This window comes from Calothrix anomala FACHB-343 (genome assembly GCF_014696435.1).
GTDB lineage: Bacteria > Cyanobacteriota > Cyanobacteriia > Cyanobacteriales > Nostocaceae > Aulosira > Aulosira anomala_A.
The window spans coordinates 132,935-158,650 of record NZ_JACJQG010000013.1 but is presented as its reverse complement, the minus strand read 5'-3'; the positions used below and the strand labels follow the sequence as shown (position 1 = coordinate 158,650).

Sequence of the window (25,716 nt, the reverse complement as noted above, 5' to 3'; positions counted from 1 at the left end):
CCCCATTGTTCAACTGCCCAAGTTTGGAGGTCTGTGAAATTTTCTAATTTCATACTCTGACTCTAATACACCCCATTTCCACTTTAAAAGATGTTGGTAATGACAAGCCCTTATAGGGTGAGGGCGTTTTTGCACATTTGGGATGCTCCCCAATTTTCTGCCAAATTGAAAATTAAGACAGCCAGATTTAACCAGGATTTTTAAGTTTGCATCTGTTGCTGAGTTTGGGAGAATTGGTAATAAATAATAAGGGCACAACAAATAAAGTTGTGCCCTTACAAAGTGTCACATTCAATGGCTAACTGCTATGTTAAATTTTATGCAGCAACTTTTTCTTCTAGCGGTTTAAAGGTTTTCTTGGTAGCGCCACAAATAGGACAACGCCAGTCATCAGGAATGTCTTCAAATGCTGTACCAGGAGCAATACCAGAATCAGGATCGCCAGTTACAGGATCGTAAATCATGCTGCATTGTCTGCAAATCCATTTACGAGTTTTTGGATCTTCTCCAGCTACTCTAGTAGCAGCTTGTCCGCCATTTAAAACTTCTAAAGCTTCAGCGTAGCGATCGGCGTGATAATTTTCGATGAATTTTAACAATCCAAAGCGATGTGCTGCTTCGCGGAATGTATTAGCATGTTCGCTAGATTCTTGCGCTTGTTTAGTAAATTCTGCTGCGGCTGGATTGTCGCGATCGCGTTCGGCTGCGGCGGCAAACTCTGGATACATGGTAGTGTATTCATAAGTTTCACCTTCAATTGCTAATGATAAGCAACGAGAAACAATTGCCCGCTTTTGTTCGTCTGTTAAAGCATCTGGATCAGTGACTACAAGTTCTGGATGCAACAAAACAAAATGTGCGAAAGCATGAGCAGTTTCTTGTTCTGCTGTTTCTTTGAATAGTTTTGCTAAGTCTTTAAACCCAAGCTTATTTGCTACGTCTGCAAAAAACAGATACTTTCTGTTCGCCATCGATTCACCACCGAAAGCAGCTTCTAAGTTTTGAAGAGTAGTAAAGTTTGACAAATCCATAATTTCGGGATGTTGGGAAAATGATATTTACTGAGTGAAAACAGCAGCCAAAAGAAATGAATGCGCATGTTTCTATAAAACTAGAAACGTTTTATACAACATTTTCTAGCCCATATTTGCTCACCCATTATATTAGCGGTCTCTTGGACATTATAGGACTGAAAGATTTTTCAGCTTCCAAATTATATCTTTGATTTATGAGATTGGGCATTGGGTATTGGGCATGGGGCATTGGGCATTGGGCATTGGGTATGAGTAATTAGTTATTTTTATCCTATAGGACTAGTGAAATATTAATCGCTAGTTGCCTATTGAGTAAATTTTCCTAGTTAAAATGTTAGGTACTAATTATTCTTCATTTTCAAATCGGGCAATTCCGCGATTGACAGGAATATTTTATTTCATAGCCAGGACTAAAGCCCTGGCTACGATAACACAGCTAATTTACCTACAGTAATCTAGCAAGGTTAAATTTAGTGGTGGGTTGAGTGGTGAACTTTGCCATCATGGGTAGGTTCTGGTAGTTGTGGTTGCTGAGGATGGCGACGAAAGCGATCGCGAATTTTGCCAATTACAATATATAAGATGGGTACGACAAACAAGCTCAATAAAGTTGAAACGATCGTTCCACCAGCCACTGCTGTACCTAAAGACCTTCTACTAGCTGCACCGGCTCCTTCGGGATTGACTAAGGGCCAAATACCCAAAATAAAAGATAGAGATGTCATCAAAATCGGTCGTAACCGTTCTTGAGATGCTTGGATAGCGGCTTTTGCTAGTGGTATACCTTCCTCTCGCAGTTGGTTAGCAAACTCTACAATCAAAATGGCGTTTTTACTCGCCAAACCAATCAACATGACTAACCCAACTTGACAAAAGACATCGTTGGGTAAACCCCGCATTGATTGGGCTAACAATGCACCCAAAATAGCCAAGGGTACTGAAAGCATAATAATCAAGGGGTCAACGTAATTCTCATACTGAGCAGCCAGTACCAAAAACACAAACACCAATCCCAAGATAAAAATTAGGGGTGCTAAACCACCAGATTGTTGTTCTTCGGCGGTGATTCCCGACCATTCATAGCCCATTGTCGCCGGGAGAACTTGCTTGGCTACTTGCTCCATTGCTTGGGTTGCTTGTCCCGAACTGTAACCAGGTGCAGCGCCACCATTAATTTCAATGGAACGAAACAAGTTAAAGTGATTGATCGTTTGTGCGCCAATGGTTGATCTAACTTTGACTAAATTACTGAGAGCAATCATTTGATTATTCTCAGAACGAACGTATAACTTACCAATATCTTCAGGATTCGAGCGAAATTGCGCTTCTGCTTGGACATATACGCGATAAGTCCGTTGCAGTAAGTTAAAGTCGTTGACATAGCGCGAGCCTAAATAACTTTGCAAGGTATTAAAGATATCATCTACGTTAACTTGCAGAGCTTTGGCTTTGTTACGGTCTACTTCAATGAGCATTTGCGGCGTATTGGCGTTAAATGTGCTGAATACGGCTTGTAGTCCTGGTGTTTGATTACCGCGCTCGAGTAATTGACCCATGACTTGCAAAAGATTGTTTAAACCACTGTTACCGGCTCTATCTTGGAGCTGAAATTGAAAACCGCCAAAACTACCTAAACCCTGAATGGATGGGGGATTTACAGGAAAAATTCTGGCTTCGGGAATAGCGGAGACGATTCCGGCTAATTTACCAATGATGGCTTGTGCTGATTGTCCTGGTTCGTGGCGTTCTTGCCAAGGTTTGAGGGTGGTGAAAATTGCGCCGCTATTAGCTGAGTTTCCACTGAAACCAAAACCACCGATCGCAAAAGTACCTGTAACTTCTGGTATTTTCAAAATTTCTGTTTCTACCTGAGCCATGACTTTGCTGGTGTAGTTCAGGGAAACCCCTTCTGGCCCTTGAATAATGGTGATGAAATAGCCTTGATCGTCGTCGGGGATAAAGGCTGTGGGTACGCGGGTGTACAGCCAAGCTGTCACACCTAAAGACAAGACAAATAACAGAACCACGATCGCTTTTAGCCGATTCAGACGATGGAGCGATCGCTCATAACCTCGGCGCGTCCAATCAATAAAGCGGTTAATCCAGCCAAAAACCCGCCCCAACCACCCGCGCGGTCTTTGTCCGCGACGTAGCAGCAAGGCGGAAAGAGAAGGCGTGAGCGTCAGCGCCAAAAAGGTAGAAATCACCATCGAAAAGGCGATGGTGAGGGCGAATTGTTTATATATTTGTCCTGTAGAGCCAGGGAAAAAGGCGACAGGGATAAATACAGCCATCAATACCAGCGATGTGGCAATTACAGCGCCAAATAACTCGCGCATCGACTCAGATGCAGCCTGACGCGGCGGTAAACCTTCATCCTCAATTAAGCGCGAGATATTCTCTACCACAATAATGGCATCATCCACCACCAACCCTGTTGCTAGAGTCAACCCAAACATCGTTAAGGTATTGATGGAGAAGCCAAAAACCTTGATAAAGGCGAATGTACCCACCAAGGTTAGAGGTATGACAATGACCGGAATTAAGGTAGTCCGCCAATCTTGCAAGAAGAGGAAAATTACCAAGACGACAAGAGCGATCGCTTCTATCAGAGTCTTCACTACTTCCGCTAAAGAGGCTTCGACAAACAATGTCGTATCAAAGGCGATTTGATATTTCATCCCTGGCGGGAAGCTTTGCGCCAAGCGTACCATTTCGGCTTTTACCGCCTGTGCAACTTCCAGCGCATTACTTCCGGGAGTCCCAAATATCCCCACACCTACACCTTCATTCCCGCGAAATCGCAGAAAGGAGTTATAGTTTTCTGCCCCCAGTTCCGCCCTACCTACATCTTTGAGCTTGACCAGCGTACCATCTGTACCAGTCTTGATGGTTATATCAGCAAATTCGCTTGCTTCCGTTAATCTGCCGACAGCTTGCAAGTCTATTTGATACATTTGGTCGGGTAAAGTTGGCTGTTGCCCAATTTGCCCCGCACCCACCTGTAAATTTTGTTCGTTGAGTGCGTCAATTACATCTTGGGCGGTGAGGTTGCGACTAGCTAGACGGTTCGGATCGAGCCACAACCGCATTGCATAGCGACGTTCGCCAAAAATTTGCGCCTCACCGACACCTTTAATTCTTTTGAGGGCATCTACGATGTAAAGGTCAGTGTAATTACTTAAAAAAACGTTGTCGTATTCTTTGTTATCGGAGTAAAACCCGATCGCCAAGAGAATATTATTTGATTGTTTACTCACCGTGACGCCAGTTTGCTGCACCGCTTCTGGTAACAGAGGTTCAGCCAAAGAAACCCGATTTTGCACATCAACTGCGGCAATATCTTTGTTGCGTGCTGGGTCAAATGTGACTGTAATTGTACTAGTGCCATTGTTGCTACTGCTTGAGGTCATATACTTCAAGCCCTCAACACCGTTGATTTGGCGTTCTAATACCGTCGTGACGGTATTTTCGACAACTTCAGCACTAGCGCCAACATAATTCGCCGTGACAGTAATTTGCGTCGGGCTAATTTCTGGGTACTGGGCGGTGGGCAGCGTGGGGATGCTGATGGCTCCTACCAAGAGGATGATAATGGCACAGACGCTGGTAAATACTGGTCGCCTGATAAAAAAGTCAACAAACATGTAAATGGTTGCTTAAGTTATGGGTATGGGCATGGGGCATGGGGCATGGGGCATGGGTGCAGGGGGCAGAGGAAGCAGAGGGAGAAGCAATAACAAATTACACATGACATTGGCTATTGGGTATCTATCCCCTTTCTTTGCTTTTCATACTTTTCCTAATCTCCTCAATGCCCAATGCCCAATGCCCAATGCCCAATGCCCTTATTCCGGAGTAACTGGCACGCCATCTCGCAGATTTAACAACCCGGAGACGATGATTTTTTCTTCTGGCTGCAATCCTTCGATAACTTGGTAATTATTACCTTGGATATTGCCTAATTTCACCCGTTTTTGTCGCGCGACTAATTGCGGTGTACCTTGTGGAGAATTTTCTGTTTGGGCTACATAGGCAAATGTTTCCCCGGCTACCCGCGATACGGCTGTTGTCGGAATTAATACTCCCGGTTTACGATTCCAAATCACTCTAGCTCGCACTAATTGGTCTGCCCGGAGTTTACCTTGAGGGTTACTTAATAATGTTTTGATTTGGATTGATTGAGTATTGTTACCAACACTAGGAGAAATAAAGAATACTCTACTTGTGCCTAAAAGTTGCCCTTGAGCATCCATCACTTCTACTGGTAAGCCTTTACGCAGTCGGCTTCCCTGTTCTAGAGGTACAGAGATGTTCACTTCTAAAGGTTGGTTTTGCGTGATGGTAGCTAGTTGTGTAGAAGTATTAACGAAATCACCTACTTTTACGGGAATGTCGCCAACTGTACCAGCAAAAGGTGCGGCAATTTTGTAGTATTGAAGCTCAACTACTTGTTGCTTGGTATTGGCTTGGGCTTGCTGTAAGGCTTTTTCGGCTTGGGAGATGGTTGCTTGCTGTGCTTGAATGCGGGAATCTATAGCAGCGAGTTGAGATTTAGCGATCGCTAATCGGTTAGCATACTGATCTTTAGTTTGCCGCGAGACTGCACCTTGAGTGGCTAGACTCGTATAGCGATCGTAATCTTGCTGGTTCAATTGCACATCTGCAACATTAGATAAGCGATCGGCTTGTAGAGATTTCAGCGTTGCTAAAGCATTTTGTAGTTGTGCTTTAGCTGCTTCAGCGCCAGCATTTAACCCGCTAACAGTAGCTTGTTGCTGTCTGGGATCTACTTGAATAATTGGCGTTCCTTCAGAAACATTGTCTCCCGATCGCACAAATATTTGCGTTACTTGTCCTTCAATTCTCGGTTGTAGCCTTACCGAACGCCGAGATTCTAGGTTAGCGATAAAATCAGAACTTTCCTCAATTGTGCCTGCTTCTACTGGTGCTAACTTAACTCTTACCCCAATGGGAGCACTAGCGGGTACAGATGCTTGCTGTTGAGGAGCTACTAAACGCCAAACCAAAGCCGTACCACCACCTAGCAATAATAGTGCAGCTAACAATAGCCGAAGCCACCGCCGTTGTTGTGGGGGTGGCTCAAACGATGATTCTGGAAGATGTTCTTCAAAATCAGTTTGATGTTCAGGGGATGTCATGGTATTCAGGCAACCTATGAGAAATTTAACTACAAATGAGTTAGAACAATGAAATTCAATCTCAATTAATCTACTGATTTAGCATGAGTTTTTTGGAAAAGTTATATAGTACCCCACCTTAAATATACTGCTTTTATAACTTACGGTAATCTACCGAAAGGTGAGCGCTCAAATCCAGTTTATATATTATGGTAATGCTGCTGAGTGGAAAAATTTAGCTAACAGGCGATCGCTTTTGGGTTATTGGTAGTAAAAAATGTAATTTTTACTGCCGTTAATCTACTGGAATCATTTTATTTTTTACATTTATTACTTTAATTCTCAAATTAAAAAATCCCTGAATATTCAGAGATTTAAGCAGAAATAAGCGAATCAATTTATTTGCACTATTTGCTGTGTGTGTATATCTAATAACATTTATTGATATGCGAGACAACACACCCGCCCACGCGACTGGCTCTCCTACGTATTAATTCAAAAATCAAATATGAATTATGTATAAAATAGGATACAGAACTGCTAAAAATCAAAAAATTCCTTTATATACTGTGGTATACGCCTATTTAGTGTATTTTTGCAGACTGTAATTACAATAATCGGCTACGTTTAATTAATATAGTTTTTTGGACAGAGACAATTACTCCAGCGCTCTGGAAATGGAAGTTAAACGATTGTGCTGTCTTAACCAAGCTGCACACACTTCTTTTGTCAGCTTAATTTCTTCCTCCGTTAACAGTTCATCTGGCTTTTTCTCAGCTAAAATCTGCGCGACTTTAGCCGCTTGGTGATAGTCTACTCCCGATTTAACGAGTTCTGTATGCCAGAATAATTGCTCGTTTTGTAAAAATTTATGTTTATTTTGAGAATAATTCATTTTTATGGTATTTAGAGTTTAGCATCCATCTCTAATGTCTAAAACTTATCCACTAATTACTTCTTACCCCAGACAGAGAAAATAATTAAATTTAGCTTTCTCTAATTTTCTTTAATAAAAGTCTCATATCTTCAAGCAAGTTAATTTTGATGCAAATACTACAAACAATATTTTTGACAAATTTACTAAAAAATAGCTCTGTGAGCTATCACAGAGCTATTTTCAGTAATTAGATTTTATTTGGCTAAAAAGCGTTCAATATGCCAAAATTTAGATTATCCCAAATCAAACAGCAAAATTTCGCCACTAGCATTACTGCTAATTTCTAGTGTTTCTTCACCACTGACTTGTACGCCATCACCTGCTTTGAGTTCTTTACCGTTAACCGTAGCGACACCTTGGGCTACATGTAACCAAGCATAGCGATCGCGTTGGACTTCAAAAGTTACAACATCACCTTTTTCCAGAACTGATGCGTATAAATCCAAATCTTGGTAAACTTTCACCGCACCATCACGCGCATCTTTAGCCGCAATTAAGCGGAGTTGTCCCCGCTTTTCTTCAGCAGGAAAGTTTTTTTGCTCATATCTGGGTTTTAATCCTAGTTCATTGGGTAGCATCCAGATTTGCAGAAAATGCACCGACTCAGTTTGCGAATGATTATATTCACTGTGGGTAATACCAGTACCAGCACTCATGATCTGTGCGTCACCGGGACGAATTACCGAACCCGTACCCAGGCTATCTTTATGTTCTAGCGCTCCAGATAAGACATAAGTGAGGATTTCCATATCACGATGTCCGTGAGTACCAAACCCAGCACCAGGAATCACGGTATCATCGTTGATTACCCGCAGGGAGCGAAAACCCATGTAGTTAGGATCGTAAAAATTACCGAAAGAGAAAGTGTGGTAACTATCGAGCCAACTAATTTTAGTATGACCGCGAGATCTGCCATCATGAACTACAAGAGTTTTGGTATTTTGAGACATAAATCTACCTCGTTTTTAGTTGATTTCCTGAATCGACAAATCTAGTATCTTCAATGCTAAATAGTGATTGTCTCTGGCTTTGACTGCAAGAGAGGTGGAATTAAATATCCAATTTATTTGGCTTCATCATCACAAATTTTGCACAAATAAAATTGCCAATACCCTTGCTTTGGCAAATTGTTCAATCTAGATTTAGGTAATTTGAAACCTGTTGGTGAACTATATAAATAGTAAGGTATATAAATCCAAAATGAAAAGTACGCACTTAAAAGTGGCGTACTTACCAAAAAGTTACTACTCGTCCTTAGAGACTTCCAAGTAGAAAAATATTTCCGAATGATTGTTGACTGTTGACTGTTGACTGTTGACTGTTGACTGTTGACTGTTGACTGTTGACTGTTGACTGTTAACTGTTAACCGTCAACAGTCAAGGACATAATTACTTCACGCTTGCGGGCTGTTTATTGGTTTTAGCACCAGCAGCGCCATTTTGTCCGGTGATTTCTGCTACTTGCAGATGGGCTTCTAAGAACCAGAGACGTTTATCAATGGTGCGGGATACTTCAGTATACAGGTCAGCAGTGTCAGCGTCACCTAAATCATCGGTTTTGGCGATCGCTTGGCGCAGATGTTTCGCATAAGGTGCAAAGCGATCTGCTAAAGCTGTCACGTGGTCTTTGCCATCTAAAATATCAAAGGGATATTCTGGGAGAATCGAATTACTAGCAGCAGCGCGCGCTGTCCCCAAGGCGTAACCACCTAAAGCGGTGATGCGTTCTGCAAACATATCGATATATTCTTCCAGTTCGCCAGCAATTTCATCAAACAACTCGTGCAGCTGATAAAAGTCAGTCCCTTTTACGTTCCAATGGGCTTGTTTGGCTTGAGTTTTTAAATCTAAGGTAGCTGCTAAAGTTTGGTTGAGAAGTACCACAAGTTGCGATCGCACTTCAGCAGGAATATCAATGCGGGTGGGATAAAGACGGGATGCAAGTTTATTGTCGCTCATTTGTCGTATCTGCTTGGCTTTTCAGAACAAGTCTACAAATATTGCTTTAGTCTGGGGAACTTCCTCTAGATAGAGTGAATTCCGGCATCCATCAGTTATTATCTTCCTAATGAGCAATTTAGCTCACTCATACTCTATGGTTATCTAAGATACTAAATGTGCCGCCAAATAAGCGATCACGAATGACATCATTTTGCAAGAAGTCGTGAGGAAATCCGAGTTCAATTTGACTGACTTGATTGAGGCGTTGCAGATGTTCTGGTGATAAGGTGACATCTAAAGCCTCTAAGTTATCTTGAAACTGACTTAGCTTGCGCGCGCCAATAATCGGGATGATAACGCCACTTTGGGCGCGTAACCAAGCGATGGCAACTTGAGAAGGGGTACGCCCGATTTCTGTGGCTACTTGAGTGACTAATTCTGCGATCGCTAAACTGCGTTCGGAAATATTCCCAGTTGCAGGATTGGCTAATCGTCCTGCTTCTTCTCCTGGCTGAGGTGGCTTGTTATACTTACCTGTAAGCACACCACCGCCTAAAGGTGACCAAGGAGTCACAGCTAAATCTAAAGCTTTCGCCATTGGTAATAAATCCCGTTCTGGCGTGCGCTGAATTAAACTATATTCAACTTGCAAAGCGACAAATGGCGTCCAACCTTGATATTGGGCGATAGTATTAGCTTGAGAAATAATCCAAGCTGGTGCATCAGAAATACCTACATAGAGTACCTTTCCTTGACGCACGACATCATCAAGCGATCGCATCACTTCTTCTACTGGTGTAGTAAAGTCCCAAGCGTGCAACCAAAATAAATCAATATAGTCAGTATTCAGTCGTTTTAAACTGCCTTCTAAAGATTGAATGAGATTTTTTCGATGGTTACCACTACCATTGGGATCATTTCTATTATCGTTCATCCGCAAAGGAAAGGAATATTTAGTCGCGACAACAAAACGTTCCCGATCCTTAGCAATTAATTCACCAACAATTTTCTCGCTGGTACCATCTGTATAACCGTTTGCAGTGTCGATGAAATTACCGCCAGCTTCCACAAAGTTATCAAAAATTTGCCGACTTTCATCTTTAGAAGCACCCCAACCCCAATCTTCACCAAAGGTCATTGTTCCTAAGCAGAGTTCCGAGACTCTTAACCCACTTTTACCTAAAAGTTTGTATCTCATTACAACTTTCTCAATGACTGAATTTGAGTTTAGCAGCGATATGTTGCATTTTGCTGAATATTTATCACAAAATCTGGCTTTTACGGGATTAATTTCTGTTGTAGGAAATGCAAGTCCATCGCTAGTCAACATCTAGCAAAAGTCTGACCTTTAGATAGATTTTTCATGCAAAAATTTCCGTTAAAATAATATTTACCTATAAATAATTTGCAAACAGTAAACGTTTAATATGGTTACCCGGTGTCCACTAATAGCTGTTAGCTTCATAGCTGCTGGTATTACTATTGGTACAATTTTGGGCGTTCCTACTCCAGCTTCAGCGCAGCAAGTAATTACTTGTGAAAGCTATAATAATCGGGGTAATAGTTGTGCCATACCGACAAGAGGTAGAGTTAGGCTGATTAGGCAGTTATCTGATGCGAGTTGTCGAGATAATTGGGGCTATAACAGAAATCGTATTTGGGTGAGAAATGGCTGTCGCGCTCAATTTGTTGTAGGCGATCGCAGAATGAACCGATTTAATAGATCCAACCGATACGATAGATACGACAGATACGACAGATACGATCGAGATGACAGATTCAACAGAAATGACAGATACGATCGAAATGATAGATACGATAGATACGATAGATAGAGACTGATTGGCGCATCAAAAAATGTGTGCTAGGCAAATAATAAATATGACCGAATTTTAGATTTTAGATTTTAAATTTTGGATTGAAGATTCAAAATTTAAAGAATCGCGCACGGGTTCTGAGCAAGCGAATTAATTCGTGGAATAAATCCACCCATCCAAAATCCACAATTTTTAATTAAAGCCCCTGCATTTATAAGCCACTGCGGTGGACGGGTTTCCCGGATTAAAGCAAGTGGCGTGCATGGAGTTAATCTAAAATCCAAAATCCAAAATCCAAAATTGATTGACGAAGGTGTCCTAATTAAGGGATGCCTTTTTTAAGAAAAAATCACAATTGTATAGATTGATTAACATAAATTTCCACTGCTGTACCGGCTGGGAGAAACCAAACGTTAGTGCGTTGAGACATTTGAGCAATTGCTTGTTGATTGCGTTGGGCAATTTGCGGTACAACAGTGTTCATGCCCCCTTCAAAAATTCCCGCCAAAATGTTACGATCGGGATTAGTACTATTAACAATAGTCGTAGAACCAGTAGTAGTCACAACTTGCGCATCAGTCCGATTCATTAACTCTGCTGCTTTACCAAGTCCACCTAAAACAAACAGTCCAATATCCATACCAGCAATAGAAGATCCTCTATTAGGAAATTGGTTAGCGATTAGGGGTTTACCTTGAGGCGCGCGGATGGTTAATGCATTTTGCTGTACAGTTCTTTCTGTAAGTTTTCCTTGAACTGGTACAATTAGTTTTAAAACTTCTAATTTGACTAAACCTTGCTCGGATAAAGAACTCATTTGCGTTAAGATTTCCGTATTTGCTGGAATAGCGATCGCGCCATCTATCGCTTTTAATGGTTCTTGTAACCGCACTACAAAGATATTTGCGTTGTCTTTCTCAGCAGAATCAGAAGTTTCGCCAAATACAGCTGTCGCTAACACAGCTTTAGCATTACTCCCTACAGCTAAAGTTTGGGGATTTTGGCTGATTCCTTGACTAATTCTCGGTGCTTGCTGCTTGGGTGTTGCTTCCGGTTCGGGGTTTGTTGCTTGTTGTTCCTCGCGATCGCTGTTAGGTTGTGGTTGATCTGTTGTATTGTCATAATTGCGATCGCTATTACCCACCTCTCCATAGCTACCTAACTTTGCTAAATTTTGCCAAATTTGCCAAGGATTAGGCGGTGATGATGGAATCACAGGGACTAATGGTTGAGGTTGTGGGTTAGGAATAATTGGTGGCGATGGTGGTAAAGTTGAAGCAGTTGAAGCTACGGGTACAGAGGGAGATTTCACAATCCGTTCCACTGTGACTGTGCGAGGTACGTAAACTGTTGATGTTGGTATGGGTGTTTGTCTGACAGAATTATCCCCTCGTGGAGTCTGGGGAACCCGTGACTCAGCAGACGCTATCTGTTTTCCATTTCTGAGTTGCTGTTGTGCTAATTTCACCGCTTCAGCTTGTTCAGTCAAGGCTAATTTTGTTTTCAGCGTCTCGACTTTTTCCTCTAACTCTGCTTCTTTTGATTGTTGTGTATTTGGCGATGGAGTTTGTTGAACTGCAATTTGCTTATTTCTGGGTTGTTGCTCGTTACTGCTCATAATCTGCGTTAAAAACCCACCAGTAAATACAACTAAAATAAAAGTAGCCGTACCTACCAAACCTAACTTAGCAAAGGGATTTGTTGATAATGGCTGTTCTGTTTTCTCTGCTATTGGTTCAGGTGGCGATGGCTCTTTATTAGCTGATTCTTCTACAACTTCCCCATCATCAGATAAAGGTTCTTCCGCAAACCCGACTAATTTTGCTATTCGTAATTCCCAATCTTCCGCATCTACTGCTAACGGATAGTTATCTGCTTGACTATCAAGCGAATTTTGTGGAGAAGCACCAGAAGAAATTGAATTTTGAGACATAGATTGCAGCAGCAGGATTATTTATAATTACTTGCTTTATTGAGAAGTTTTTATATGTATTAAATTTTTAAATAATGACATAAAAATAATGATTTATTTTTAATATATGGGTAAGACATGGTTAAGATAAGATAATTTTTACCTCACAAAGCCACAAAATTTGGTTTTTACAACTTCGGTAAAATTTCCGGTAACATTTGCGCCGGCACTTTCGATAAAGCTAAATTTTGTCCTTGGATTCCTAACTCGCTATGGAAAGCGCGGACTGTTTTTACCACATAAGAAAACGTGGTTTGATAAGCCTCTGGTTGTTTGCTCAATCCATTTAAAGCTTGCAAATGATTATTTAATGCAGCTTCTAAATGTTGAGTACGCTGTGTTTTATCACCATTAAAATATTGATCTGTAGCAATTTGATAATGAGCTAAACCTAAATTATTATGAGTAGCTAACACATCAAAACTTAAAGCAGCCGGATTCAGTGAATGTGCTAAAGCTAAAGCTTCATCATAAGCAGCAATGCACAATCGTAGATAATTATATTTGTCTTCTTTCGGCGTTTGTGAAAGATTAGCTAAATGCCAATAAGCCGTACCTAAATTATTTTGGGTTGCAGCACAGCCGCTAGGAACAGTTGCCGCTGTACGATATTTGAGCGCATCACAGTAAACATCTATCGCCATCCGCAGATTGTGCGCTGGTTGCTCGTATTGTGCCAGATTCCAATAGGCAGTACCGATGTTATTTTGAATCATGCCATACTTGAGCGGTTCATCTTGAGGGTTGTAGTGAGCCAGTGCAAGGTTATAAGATGCGATCGCTTTTTTTAAATTCACCACAGGTTGATTGTATTGTCCCAAATGCCAATAAGCCGTACCCAAATTATTCTGACAAGCCGCATACTTTAACGGTTCCATCGCCACTGTACGATAGCGCAACGCTTCGTTATAAGCTATTACTGCTTGTTGCCAACAATCTGGTGGATGAGCAAATCTCGCTAAATCTCCATAAGCTGTACCTAAATTATTTTGTACCCGCGCATAAGTTTCTGGGTGAGTTTGTGGTGAGATTAGCTTTAACGCTAACTTATAAAATTCAATTCCCTGTTCTATATAAGTTTGTCCCTCTTCTGGTGCCGATGGAGTACGATATAACATCCAATAAAGCGTACCCAAATCATTTAAGATATCTGGTAACTGAGGTGAAGTATCATCAAAAGTAATTGACTCTTGGTAAGCAATAATAGCTACCATCAAATTTTCCGCAGTTACCTGTCCTTGTTCGATCCGCAGACGATAAAAATTGCCTAATTTATGATAGGCAGCACCTAGCGCTTCTCCCGGAGCATTTTCTGCGTGTAATCGCTCAATCTCCGCGAGCATTTGCTGTGCTTGGGAAATCTCCTCATCATCCGCAAGAATCTTTGTATTAATTGTTGTTAATACTAATTCAGATAATTGTTTACTAATATGAGATAAAGATGGCAGCGATTCCAAATAATTTTCGCTATTATTTGCCGAATGTAATTCCGGATTTACCTCAACTTTCAGGAGTTCTGTTGGTAAAGCAACTTCTTCTTGTAACTCTTGGTGATTGACTGGTTCATCAGCAGGAAAATCAAAATTTTCTGCCAAATCGAGTTCGCTATCCTTTGCAGCTTCTAGTTCTGCTGGGATAGGTACTTCTTCTAAAATCGATGGTTGAAAATCATCAAAATCTAAATTTCTCGAACTTGCAAACCGTTCTGAATAGTCTGGATGTTGTACTGTAGGTGTGGGATCTCCAGCAAAATAAAACACACCAGTACGGCTATGCCAAAACTGTGGCGCTGACTGCTGAATCGCCGACAACCAAGGACGCGGTACCCATAAAAGTATACTCGCTTCTAAAAAGCCGCTGGTTTTTTCGCTAGATAAATATTCCTCAATGACGCGCAGATGGTGTAAAAACATCCGTTGAATAGCTACTGACTGTCTAGTGAGTAGTTCTACACCCACAATTTGAAATGCAGGTACGGGTAAAGGTCTACCAGGTGTATCTTTTGATGCTCCAATAGTTGGCGGTGGATAATTCGCCAGCCATTGATTGATTTGAGCTATCAGATTAGGATCGCTGAGATTTAAACGTAAAGTGGCGAGGCGTGGATAGGCAGCTGTACTACTTTCTAGGCTATCATCAGGCTGATATAAAACTTGCCCCACAGGATAAGCCAAGGTAGAATGCAACCGCGCTGCTATTTGATTTCTTAAGTGTAAATCATCACAAACTGCGATAAATATTTGTCTTCTTAAATTCAGACTCAAAGCAAGTTTTAATCGGTGATATACTTGCCGATTCCAAGCAAAATTATCTGTGTGTGCAGTATCGTTCACGCTCATAGCGGCTAAAAAGCCAATACACAGTTTACATTTTCTTTAAGGGTACATCTAAGTACTCAACCACTAGCTAGAAAATGGGCATGGGGCATAGGGCATGGGAAAGACAGATTTTCTTGTTTAGTTATGGGATTTTCCCATGACGGGCTAGCTTGAGAATAGGGACTAGGGGTGAGGGATGAGGGCTTTTTGGATTTATTTGGGGGTTTTTCCGGTGATTGAGCTAGAAAAACAGGTGTTCCAGAAACAGGACATGATATTTTTCGCTTTTTGCTTTACCTACTTCAAGTTTATATTTTTTTTATATTTTTTACATAAAGTGAGCTGAGGATTCGCTACGTACTAATTAAATCCGCTATAAGTTGAGTATTTTCCGTAAGCATAAAGCTAGATTGCTGTTTCTTTTGAATATTCTTGGCAGTAAATTGCAAAAAATTAGGTTCCTCATGGGTGAAGAACCTCAAATCAGAGAAAAGATTAAATTTTATTAAAATTCTTTGCGTTCAACTAAGTCACGAAACAGAGAAGGCGACAAAAATTAGACCACCAACCAAGACTGTAGCGACTACTCCTAGAACAACGTAGGTTCGCTTTTGCCCTGCATTTGGAGGTTCTGCTGCATAAATCTTGGGTTCGCGAGCAAAATTATTGAGAAGACCGCCTTCTTCATTTGTATACGGCATGAACTAATTCCTTGTTGTTATCTTTTGTTTAATTGTTGCATAAACTTTATAGTGACTATTCACAAAAAGTAAACAATTGTTACTTTCGGTATAGTCAATAGTCAATAGTCAATAGTCAATGGTCAATGGTCAATAGTCAATGGTCAATAGTCAATAGACTTCTTACAAAAGTCTTGATTCTTTCCTTCTTCTTTACAACGGCAGTTGCTTCAAGTCGGGAAACCTGCCCAACGCACTGCCTCGTCTTTGCGCCTACCCTGCGGGAAGCCGCTTCGCGTCTATGCGTGAGACAAAAAAATATTTATGCAAGAGGTCTAATGGTCAATGGTCAATGGTCAATGGTCAACACTTCGACAGGCTCAGTGCGCCGCAGTCAACAGTCAACAGTCAACAGTCAACAGTCAACTGACAACTGACAACTGACTAACTACTAATTGTCCCTGTGAGTGGGGAACTAGCACTAGCGTAGTCTTTAATTGGCATTCTCCCTGCGAGGTAGGCGAGACGACCGGCAACGGCGGCTAGATTCATGGCGCGTGCCATTGCAGCTGGATTTTTTGCCAAAGCGATCGCACTATTAATTAATAAAGCATCTGCACCTAGTTCCATTGCTTGAGCTGCTTCTGATGGCGCACCAATCCCCGCATCGACTACGACGGGAATTTGGGAATTTTCAATGATAATTTGGATATTCGCTGTAGTCTTCAAGCCTTGTCCTGAGCCGATGGGCGATGCTAAGGGCATCACTGTGGCGCAGCCGGCTTCTTCTAAGCGCTTGGCTAACATCGGGTCAGCGTTGATATAGGGCAATACAGCAAAGCCTTCTTTAACTAATTGTTCTGCGGCTTGCAATGTGCCTATGGGATCTGGTAATAAATATTTAGGATCGGGGATAACTTCTAATTTGACGAAATTATTATCTTCCTGTCCCAAAAGTTTCGCCATTTCTCGCCCTAACCGCGCTACCCGAATCGCGTCTTCTGCGGTTTGACAGCCTGCTGTATTGGGTAACATCCAAATTTTCTGCCAGTCGAGTGCTTCGGCTAAACCTTCATGTCCAGCCGCTTTGGTTTGCACTCGACGCACGGCGACGGTAACAATTTGACATTCACTGGCGATAATACTTTGCTGCATTTCTGCAATGCTGCGATATTTACCAGTTCCAGTCATTAGGCGAGAACGAAAGGTTTTACCTGCAATGATTAATGGTGAGTCTTCAGTGGTGATGACATTGCGATCTAAGTTATCTAAAGTCGCAACAGAACGATGTCCGTTGGTGAAATTCGCAGAGTGAGTAAACATGGGGGTAGATTGCGGCAGGAAGCGCGAATAATGGAAGTGAGATAATAAAGGATCTGATTTTTCTTGGGTAATTAAATCAGCAATGATGGCGGCGGTGATGGGTGCTAGCAAAATCCCATTGCGATAATGTCCCACCGCTAAAGTTAAATTTGCACAGGGACTAGTTCCCAAAATTGGTAATTCATCAGGTGTACCGGGACGAAATCCCCACCAAAATTCCTCAATTGGGTAATCTTGTAATTGGGGATAAAGGCGGGTAGCTTGTTGAAGTAACGTTTGTATCCCGGCTGGTGTGTTATTTGGGGTAAAACCAACATCTTCTTTTGTTGCACCAATAATAATTGTGCGATCGCGTCTGGGTACTATATAGGTATTCTCCCCATATAAAATCCGCTTCAGGGGCAATTCTGGTAAAGATTCCGGTACGCGCAGCCGCAACATTTGCCCCTTGACAGGACGCACGGGAAATGGTAGTAATTCATTTGACCAAGCACCAGTGGCTAAGACATAATGGCTAGCGCGAAAAACCCCAGCGCTAGTTTGTACGCCTAATACTTTACCTTGCTGTTGTAAAAAGGCTTCAACGCTAACGCCGTTTTTAATTTCTACGCCAACGGACTCAGCCACCGTCCACAATACCCTTGCTAAGGCGCGATTATCTACTTGTCCATTTTCGGGATACCACCAGCCACCAACTACTTCAGCTGCTAATCCTGGCTGATATTGCTGGATTGCGGTTTTATCTAACCAATAAGCAGGTGATTCCCGCGCTGATGGTGACAAAAGGGTATTTTGCTGCTCGTGCTGTTGATAAACAGGTGCTAAGATGCCACAAGGCCAATAAAGTGTGGGTAAACCAGCAAGTTCTTCGAGTTTGTGCGTCCATTCGGGATATAAAGCAAGCGATCGCCAGCATAAAGCATACATTGCCTCATCTGTCAAATTTTCCGCATCTGGTGCCAACATCCCAGCCGCCGCATGGGTAGCGGCGGCGTTAAAATCACGGCAAAGCACGGTGACATTTGCCCCGCGCAGTTTGAGTTCTACGGCGATCGCTAAACCAATCGCGCCGCCGCCAATAATTAAAATGTCACTAGTCATTAGTCATTAGTCATACATTATTAGCCATTTATCATTAGTACATAACTAACAACTCACAACTAATAACCGATCACTCATAACTTATAACTCATAACTCGCAACCATTGACGAGCAAACTCTACCACAAGGCGCGAATGGGTTGTGAAGTTGAATTTTCTTCAGTAGATTGACTATCTGTAGATTGAGTATCTGTAGTGGTGGTATCGGTATTTTCGGTATCTGTGGTGGAATCGCCAGTAGAATTGTTATTTTGCGCTACATTGCTTCTATTTTCGCTAGTAGAATCGTTATTTCTGCCCGCTTCTGTGCTATTAACGTTAATATTAGCTGGGAGGACTTTTGAGGTTTTGCTATTTGTTGGGACGCTGGCGCTTTGTCCCCCCATGGGAAAGTTAATCCCTAGTAACGTACCTAGCAATATAGCCAAGCCTCCAGCCATCAGAATTAGCGGTGTCCATCTACCCATGTTGCTTTGCTCCTTGTGAAGTTGGTGTTTTTGTGTTGATTTGCGAATTTGGTGAAATCCAGCAAATTTTTTATTTCATACTATAGCTGTTGACAGTTGACTGTTGACAGTTGACAGACTTAAAAACCTTTTAGTATCAGGGTTTTATCTTAGGTTGATGTCCTAATCTATCTGGCTACAGCTATTATTGTTTGTCTAAAACCTCGATTGGTTTGTCAGACGAGATGCAGGTCTGCTGTAGGACAATAAGCAGAAGCGATCGCAGAAAAAACTTCGCCTTCTACCTTAACTGCTCAGTTACTACATCTGCCAACAGAGTGATAGTTTATTACCTTAACACCGCCATTGTAGAGGTCAATACCATTTTGCACCAAAGTTTCGCGGAAGTAGGCTGTCTAATGGACAATATTTCGCCTGGGTTGTTGAGTAATCTAACTGCTGTGGCGATCGCATACAATCTCAGTTGCTATTTAAAGCTAGTTGTGTGGACATTTGGGAATTAGTAAACTGGCTTTTTGTTGTATATTGGCACATTGCCTAAAAATATGACTACAAATTCTTCACCTCAACTTTGGCTCTATGACACTACGCTACGGGATGGTACTCAACGTGAAGGACTATCGGTGTCCATAGAAGATAAGTTACGCATCGCCAGAAGACTAGATCAATTAGGGGTTCCCTTTATTGAAGGGGGTTGGCCTGGTGCCAATCCCAAGGATGTACAATTTTTCTGGCAATTACAGGAAGATCCGCTTAAAAATTCCGAAATTGTCGCTTTTTGTTCTACCCGTCGCCCTCATACCAATGCTGCATCAGAGCCGATGCTGCAAGCAATTCTGGCGGCGGGTACGCGCTGGGTGACGGTATTTGGTAAATCCTGGGATTTACATGTCACCACAGGGCTAAAAACGACCTTAGAAGAGAATTTGGCGATGATCCGCGATACCATTGAGTACCTTGGTAGCCAAGGGCGGCGGGTAATCTACGATGCAGAACATTGGTTTGACGGTTACAAGCATAATCCCGATTATGCATTAAAGACATTAGAAACCGCGATCGCCTCTGGTGCAGAATGGTTAGTTCTTTGTGATACCAATGGCGGAACTTTACCCCATGAAGTTACAGAAATTGTCCAAGCAGTCAATCATCATTCGTCATTGGTTGCTGACAAAGCCCAGATGAAAATTCCCCAAATTGGGATTCACACCCATAATGACTCCGATTTAGCCGTGGCGAATGCCTTAGCTGCTGTCATGGCTGGGGCGAGGATGGTACAAGGTACAATCAACGGTTATGGCGAACGTTGTGGCAATGCGAATCTTTGTTCTTTGATTCCTAATTTACAATTAAAGTTAGGTTATAGCTGTATCGGTGAAGACGAGCTAGCCCAACTTACAGAAGCCAGTCGCTTTGTCAGCGAAGTCGTCAACCTCGCCCCTGATGAACATGCGCCCTTTGTGGGGATTTCAGCATTTGCACACAAAGGTGGGATTCATGTCTCCGCAGTCGAACGCAATCCCCTGACTTACGAACACATTCAGCCAGAACAAGTAGGAAACCGTCGCCGCATCGTCATTTCCGAACAATCTGGAATTAGTAATGTCTTAGCTAAAGCCCGGACTTTGGGTATTGAATTAGATCAGCGTCAACCCGAAGCTAGACAAATTCTCCAAAAAATGAAAGATTTGGAGAGTGAAGGCTATCAATTTGAAGCCGCAGAAGCGAGTTTTGCCCTGTTGATGTATGAAGCCTTGGGAAAACGCCAGAAATTCTTTGAAATTAAAGGCTTTCAAGTACATTGCGATTTAATCGCCGGCAAAGAAACCACAAATTCTTTAGCGACAATTAAAGTATCTGTAAATGGGGAAAATATTTTAGAAGCTGCAGAAGGTATAGGGCCCGTAGCAGCGTTAGACGCAGCTTTACGCAAGGCTTTAGTCAAGTTTTATCCCCAAATAGCAGAGTTTGAACTCACAGATTATAAAGTCCGCATTCTTAACGGCAACACCGGCACAACCGCCAAGACGCGAGCTTTGGTACAATCAGGTAATGGACATCAACGCTGGACTACCTTAGGCGTTTCCACAAATATTTTGGAAGCTTCCTATCAAGCGGTAGTTGCAGGGTTGGAGTATGGTTTGCTGCTGTACTCGCAACCAAAAGCTTTGTTTATCTCTAGTGAAAAGTTAAAATCTCAGAACACAACGGTTTCTGAATCCTAATATTTGCTGTCTTAAAAAAGATTTTAGCTGCCCAGAATTATTTCTATTAACAGCAGCGTAATTGCCAATCTCAATCAAGCATCATTTTACTTCCCACACCAAATAAATCCGATTGGCAATTTGGGGAAACACGAAATATAGCTACTTATTTTTACTCGCACTGCTGTTATGAGAAACTATCCCAGGCTTGAGCAACCAATTTACTCAGCCAGCGACGCTGCTGTTGATCCAGCATGTGGTCGTCAGCTAGCACCTGGGCGGTTAATTCTTCCAAGGATTGACCTTGAGCGCGGACAATTTTAATGACTCCAGCGATCGCAGATGCAACCAATTCTTCATCAACAGGTCTTTGTTGCAGGGCAACAATATCTTGAGGGCTGTCTGGGATGGGATAATTCATGGCGTGGGTTTACAGAAATTCAGAATGAACAATAAGTTTGATAAATTATTAAACTTTCTTCACCAAATCTTTATGTAACTGATAGGGCGGAGTTTAGCGTATTTCATACCTTCTTGAAATCTGTCTTAGTGAGTAGATTTAACGGAGATGTCAGAAAACAATGAAAGAATTACTTTATTTAGAAGTTCCGACCTCAGAGACACAATCTGTTTGCAGTTGGCTACAAGCAGATTTTCAACCGGGGATTGGTGAAAAAATAATCACTCCTGACGGATTTCGCCTCAGAGTAACTGCTGAAACTACAAAAGCTGAGGTCGCTATTTCCGAAAATTTACCGAGAGAACTTTCCATATTTGTTTGGTCAGTGCAGCGTACTACCTATGTAAAAGTGTTCCGTTGGGGAAATCAGCCCTTTCCCCAAGAAGGACAAATTTTACAACGCCTGACTACGGATATCAGAAACAGCTTTCCTTATAAATATCCTGAACCCCCAGCTATTGATTTATCCCAACAATCAATATTTGCGGCTTTAGCACCCTATTACCCCCAAACGGTAAAGTATTTCCAGAAAATGCCCAATGGGGAATACGATTTAACCAGGGCTTATTGGTGGGAGCAACGATGGCGCGAGGGTGTACGCAATCCTCAAAAACCCCGTCAAGTTGTTTTTTCCCACAACAGGGAAGATAAATCCCCCTCATCCCCCACCTACGACATAATCTATATAGGTGGCGCATTAGGAGCCATTCATGCCGCAGTGATGGCGAAATTAGGCTATAAGGTTCTACTGATTGAGCGAATGCCTTTCGGCCGGATGAACCGGGAATGGAATATTTCTCGTGATGAACTGCAAAGCTTAATTAATCTCGGTTTGGTAACCAGTAGCGAGCTAGAAACCGTAATTGCACGGGAATATAAGGACGGGTTCAATAAATTTTTCGATGCCAACAATCCGGTGAAATTGCGATCGCCTGTTTTACATACTCCCACAGTGCTAAATATCGCCCTTGACTCCGATAGATGGCTGCAAATGTGCGGGCAAAAGCTCCGTGCCGCAGGTGGCGAAATCTGGGATGAAACAGAGTTTTTGGGCGCAGATATTTATATATCACAAGTTGAATTGAATGTCAAGCATTTACCCAGTCAAACACAGAAGCGAGTCACCGGGAGGTTGCTAGTAGATGCGATGGGTACAGCTTCCCCGATTGCTTGGCAATTAAATGGCGGTCGCGCCTTTGATAGCGTCTGTCCAACAGTAGGGGCGGTAATAGACAAGGGATTTGCCCCCCAAGTTTGGGATTCCCAGTATGGCGACGTGCTTTATAGCCACGGCGATATTTCGCGTGGAAGGCAACTAATTTGGGAATTATTCCCCGGAATTGGCGAAGAATTAACAATTTATTTGTTTCATTACCACGAAGTCAATCCCCAAAATCCCGGTTCCTTGTTAGAGATGTACGAGGACTTTTTCACGATTTTGCCGGAATATCGGCGCTGTGATGTAGATAAATTGGTGTGGAAAAAACCCACCTTTGGCTATATTCCCGGACATTTTAGTGTTAGCAGTAGCGATCGCACCGTAGCTTTTGATAGATTAATTGCGATCGGTGATGCCGCATCCCTACAGTCACCCTTGGTATTTACTGGCTTTGGTTCTTTGGTACGCAACCTAGAACGCCTCACCAAACTTTTAGATATCGCCCTCAAGCATAATCTCTTAAGTTTCCGCCACCTCAACCAAATTCGCGCCTACCAAAGTAATGTATCTATCACCTGGCTATTTTCCAAAGGAATGATGGTACCCACAGGTAAATTTTTACCACCCCAAAGAATCAACGCCATGTTGAATACCTTCTTTGGGCTATTAGCCGACGAACCCCTAGAAGTCGCCGATAATTTCATTAAAGACCGTTGCGACTGGTTCACCTTTAATCGCCTCGCCATTAAAGCCGCAAGGAAAAACCCAGCCTTATTATTGTGGATTTGGGAACTAGCAGGGCCTAAAGATTTACTCAGATGGGTAAGTAATTATCTTAACTTTGGTCGTTATGCCCTAGTGAGTGCATTGCTAAATGGCTGGTTTGAGCATTTTCTCAATCAAATAGAACCTTGGCTAGAACCCCGCTATCCCGCATTGTGGTTAAGACTATTAGCCATTAACTACGCTATCATCACAGGCAAACCGCGATCGCCCAATCAAGTAACCAACACCAACCCACAAGAAACAATGCAAAACTCAGAAGCGCAAATTTTGAATTAGAGACGCGATAACCCTTGTCTGTACAATTGTCAGTTGTCAGTTGTCAGTTGTCAGTTGTTAGTTGTCGGTTGTCAGTTGTCAGAAAATTCTCAGTGATGAACCAATGACTATTGACTATTGACTATTGACTATTGACTATTGACTATTGACTATTGACTATTGACTATTGACTATTGACTATTGACTATTGACTATTGACTATTGACTATTGACTACTGACTCTTCTGCTGCCGAAAATTTGGTAACTCTACAGACGCTAAAGACTTACGCCCCTTTGGTGGTCGTTTGGGATAAACTACTGGTGAAGGTGATTTATCGTCGATAGTAGAGTTACCAGATACTTCTGTTGCTATATCTGACAAAGACAAGTTCACTTGATTCACTTGGGCAATGTCTGACCAATAGTCTTCATTGTCTGCTGGCTCGCTTGTTTGTGCAATCGCCGCAGTCGGAGATACTGGTAAATTATTAGCTGATGCCGAAGCATTATTTACTACCCAACTAATAGGCGTATTGCTGTCTGGTAAGGTTTCTGCTGGCTCATCATCAGTAATAGTAGTGGCAGAAGTATCCCAAATAGATACATCAGCTTGATTGCTATCTAAATCTTTGTCTATCTTCTGTGTCGCAGATGACGCTGCTGGTTTGGCGTTAAAGAACATTTGCATGAGATGATCGATTTGCTCATCAATGTTCGCAGTTCCCATATTTGAAACGGCTTCTGGTGTAGCCGTAGCATCGTCAATTATGGGGGATGAATTTAAAGCATTATCTGATGTTGCTGATTTTAGCTGTTCTTTTTTGTCTGACCAATCCCAAGGGGAAGATGGAGTAGCAGGAGTTGAAGCTGATTCTTTCCAAGAACTATCTAAATTATCAGTTAAAGCATCTGATTCTGCTGACCAAGGCTTAATTGGCTGTGCATTGGGAAACAAAGACCGAGCTTTTTTAGCAAATCTGGATTGCTTGGTGTTTTTCTCCCGCTTAGGTGTTGCAGCATCATCTAAAGAATCATCACCAGGAACAGGATTCTCTAAACACTTTTCTAGAGCTGCTTTGAATTGTAGAGTCTGGCGTTGTTGCCGCATCAGCCTGGTACGCAATTCGCGACAGGAATTTTCTGATTGTAATAGCTGCTGAGATTGTTCGCTGTAGTTAGTTTGCAGCAGGGAACATTCCCGTTCTAATTGGGCGAGACGTTGTTGACTAATTTGTAGCTGTGCTTTATAGGTTTCAATGCAAAGTTCTTGGCGCTGAACATTTTGCGCAGCAGTTTCTAATTCTTGGAATAAGGATTTGATTTGTTCTTGGGCGGCGGTGAGTTCCTGAGTTTGTTGGTTGAGCATGGACTCAGTGACGCTAGCTCGTCTTTTCTGCCACTGTATCACCTTATCCGACTCAGATAATTCCTTTTGCAGCTTTTCTATTTCCTCGTACAAACCATCATTAGCAGCACGCAATTCTGAATTCAATGTCAACAGTTTCTGAAATTCAGAATCTATTAATACTTGTTTGTCTAAATCCGGTTCAGCTACCCAGTCCGGCTTGGTTGCATCTTCAGGGACATCCGGGACTTGAATTTCGGGCTGTTCGTCTTTTGCTGGCTGAAGAAGTGGTAATTGTCGAATTACCACATTCTCATGGGGGACAACAGAATAAAACGGACAACTCGCCTGCTCCACTTGTGGCGAATTAGCAGAATTTAAGGATTCAACAAAAGCCCCATTATTTGAGGGTTCAGCTTCATTCATCACTCTTGACCCACCTGCTTAAGAATGTTCAGCAGTGCTGGCGTTAGCATTGCTTATCGACAGTGTCCGAATCGGGTTTGACGCAAGTTGCTTGGGGAAACCTGACAAGCCCCTGGTTTGAGCCGTGGGGAGAGTCACTCTATAAACCAAGGGTAGCCCTCCTCCAGGATGAGTAGTTAATCATTGATTAAGTATTCCCCATTTTGCATCTATAACTGATGACGTTATAACATTATGAAGTTATTCTCCGCCAATATGCGGATCAGGGCGTAATCTATTGTAGATGCGGGTTACAGGCGCGTTCCTGCTTGATTTTAATTAACTAGTTTTTGGTAGTAAGTTATCAGCGAAAA

The 25,716-nt window shown here is 42.2% G+C and carries 18 protein-coding genes; 4 read left to right on the top strand and 14 right to left on the bottom strand.

What is annotated here, in order from left to right; all coding sequences use genetic code 11:
* Positions 1-317: 317 nt before the first annotated feature.
* The 7 genes from rd to H6G08_RS09880 all read right to left on the bottom strand — a co-directional run bounded on the left by rd (position 318) and on the right by H6G08_RS09880 (position 10,251).
* A complete protein-coding gene (gene rd, locus H6G08_RS09910; protein ID WP_190541110.1) occupies positions 318-1,031 on the bottom strand; it encodes a rubredoxin in 714 nt (237 codons plus the stop codon).
* 473 nt (positions 1,032-1,504) lie between these two features.
* Positions 1,505-4,681 (bottom strand): efflux RND transporter permease subunit, encoded by a 3,177-nt coding sequence (locus H6G08_RS09905; protein ID WP_190541107.1) that lies wholly within the window; start codon positions 4,679-4,681, stop codon positions 1,505-1,507.
* Between the two features lie 201 nt (positions 4,682-4,882).
* On the bottom strand, positions 4,883-6,196 hold the full coding sequence (locus H6G08_RS09900; RefSeq protein ID WP_190541103.1) for an efflux RND transporter periplasmic adaptor subunit: 1,314 nt from the start codon (positions 6,194-6,196) through the stop codon (positions 4,883-4,885).
* Positions 6,197-6,833: 637 nt separating this feature from the next.
* The gene (locus H6G08_RS09895) at positions 6,834-7,070 is read right to left on the bottom strand and encodes a hypothetical protein (protein WP_190541101.1); all 237 of its coding nucleotides are present in this window, start codon (positions 7,068-7,070) and stop codon (positions 6,834-6,836) included.
* A 275-nt stretch (positions 7,071-7,345) separates the two neighbouring features.
* Entirely contained in the window at positions 7,346-8,062 is a 717-nt protein-coding gene (locus tag H6G08_RS09890; RefSeq protein WP_190541096.1) for a pirin family protein, read from the bottom strand.
* A 439-nt stretch (positions 8,063-8,501) separates the two neighbouring features.
* A complete protein-coding gene (gene dps / locus H6G08_RS09885; protein ID WP_190541094.1) occupies positions 8,502-9,071 on the bottom strand; it encodes a DNA starvation/stationary phase protection protein Dps in 570 nt (189 codons plus the stop codon).
* A 127-nt stretch (positions 9,072-9,198) separates the two neighbouring features.
* Positions 9,199-10,251, bottom strand: a complete 1,053-nt coding sequence (locus tag H6G08_RS09880) for an aldo/keto reductase (protein ID WP_190541091.1) — start codon at positions 10,249-10,251, stop codon at positions 9,199-9,201.
* A gap of 13 nt (positions 10,252-10,264) precedes the next feature.
* Between H6G08_RS09880 and H6G08_RS38100 the strand changes: the two genes are divergently transcribed.
* Positions 10,265-10,387, top strand: a complete 123-nt coding sequence (locus H6G08_RS38100) for a hypothetical protein (RefSeq protein WP_277877807.1) — start codon at positions 10,265-10,267, stop codon at positions 10,385-10,387.
* A gap of 93 nt (positions 10,388-10,480) precedes the next feature.
* A complete protein-coding gene (locus H6G08_RS09875; protein WP_190541088.1) occupies positions 10,481-10,888 on the top strand; it encodes a DUF3011 domain-containing protein in 408 nt (135 codons plus the stop codon).
* Positions 10,889-11,219: 331 nt separating this feature from the next.
* Here H6G08_RS09875 and H6G08_RS09870 read toward each other — a convergent pair whose 3' ends face one another.
* The 5 genes from H6G08_RS09870 to H6G08_RS09850 form a co-directional block, all read right to left on the bottom strand.
* Positions 11,220-12,803 (bottom strand): TrbI/VirB10 family protein, encoded by a 1,584-nt coding sequence (locus tag H6G08_RS09870; protein WP_190541085.1) that lies wholly within the window; start codon positions 12,801-12,803, stop codon positions 11,220-11,222.
* A 167-nt stretch (positions 12,804-12,970) separates the two neighbouring features.
* A complete protein-coding gene (locus H6G08_RS09865; protein ID WP_190541082.1) occupies positions 12,971-15,181 on the bottom strand; it encodes a tetratricopeptide repeat protein in 2,211 nt (736 codons plus the stop codon).
* Positions 15,182-15,690: 509 nt separating this feature from the next.
* A complete protein-coding gene (gene psb34, locus H6G08_RS09860; protein ID WP_190541079.1) occupies positions 15,691-15,861 on the bottom strand; it encodes a photosystem II assembly protein Psb34 in 171 nt (56 codons plus the stop codon).
* A 423-nt stretch (positions 15,862-16,284) separates the two neighbouring features.
* Complete coding sequence (gene thiO / locus H6G08_RS38095) at positions 16,285-18,264, bottom strand: glycine oxidase ThiO (RefSeq protein ID WP_190541076.1); 1,980 nt, start codon at positions 18,262-18,264, stop codon at positions 16,285-16,287.
* A gap of 118 nt (positions 18,265-18,382) precedes the next feature.
* Positions 18,383-18,730 (bottom strand): hypothetical protein, encoded by a 348-nt coding sequence (locus tag H6G08_RS09850; RefSeq protein WP_190541073.1) that lies wholly within the window; start codon positions 18,728-18,730, stop codon positions 18,383-18,385.
* 545 nt (positions 18,731-19,275) lie between these two features.
* On the opposite strand from H6G08_RS09850, the gene cimA reads away from it, so the two are divergent.
* The gene (cimA, locus tag H6G08_RS09845; protein WP_190541070.1) at positions 19,276-20,952 is read left to right on the top strand and encodes a citramalate synthase; all 1,677 of its coding nucleotides are present in this window, start codon (positions 19,276-19,278) and stop codon (positions 20,950-20,952) included.
* A 166-nt stretch (positions 20,953-21,118) separates the two neighbouring features.
* Here the strand turns inward: cimA and H6G08_RS09840 are convergent, their stop codons facing one another.
* Entirely contained in the window at positions 21,119-21,352 is a 234-nt protein-coding gene (locus tag H6G08_RS09840) for a hypothetical protein (RefSeq protein WP_096645671.1), read from the bottom strand.
* A gap of 160 nt (positions 21,353-21,512) precedes the next feature.
* On the opposite strand from H6G08_RS09840, the gene H6G08_RS09835 reads away from it, so the two are divergent.
* On the top strand, positions 21,513-23,612 hold the full coding sequence (locus H6G08_RS09835) for an NAD(P)/FAD-dependent oxidoreductase (RefSeq protein ID WP_190541067.1): 2,100 nt from the start codon (positions 21,513-21,515) through the stop codon (positions 23,610-23,612).
* Between the two features lie 212 nt (positions 23,613-23,824).
* Here H6G08_RS09835 and H6G08_RS09830 read toward each other — a convergent pair whose 3' ends face one another.
* A complete protein-coding gene (locus H6G08_RS09830) occupies positions 23,825-25,363 on the bottom strand; it encodes a hypothetical protein (RefSeq protein ID WP_190541064.1) in 1,539 nt (512 codons plus the stop codon).
* Between the last annotated feature and the right edge of the window lie 353 nt (positions 25,364-25,716).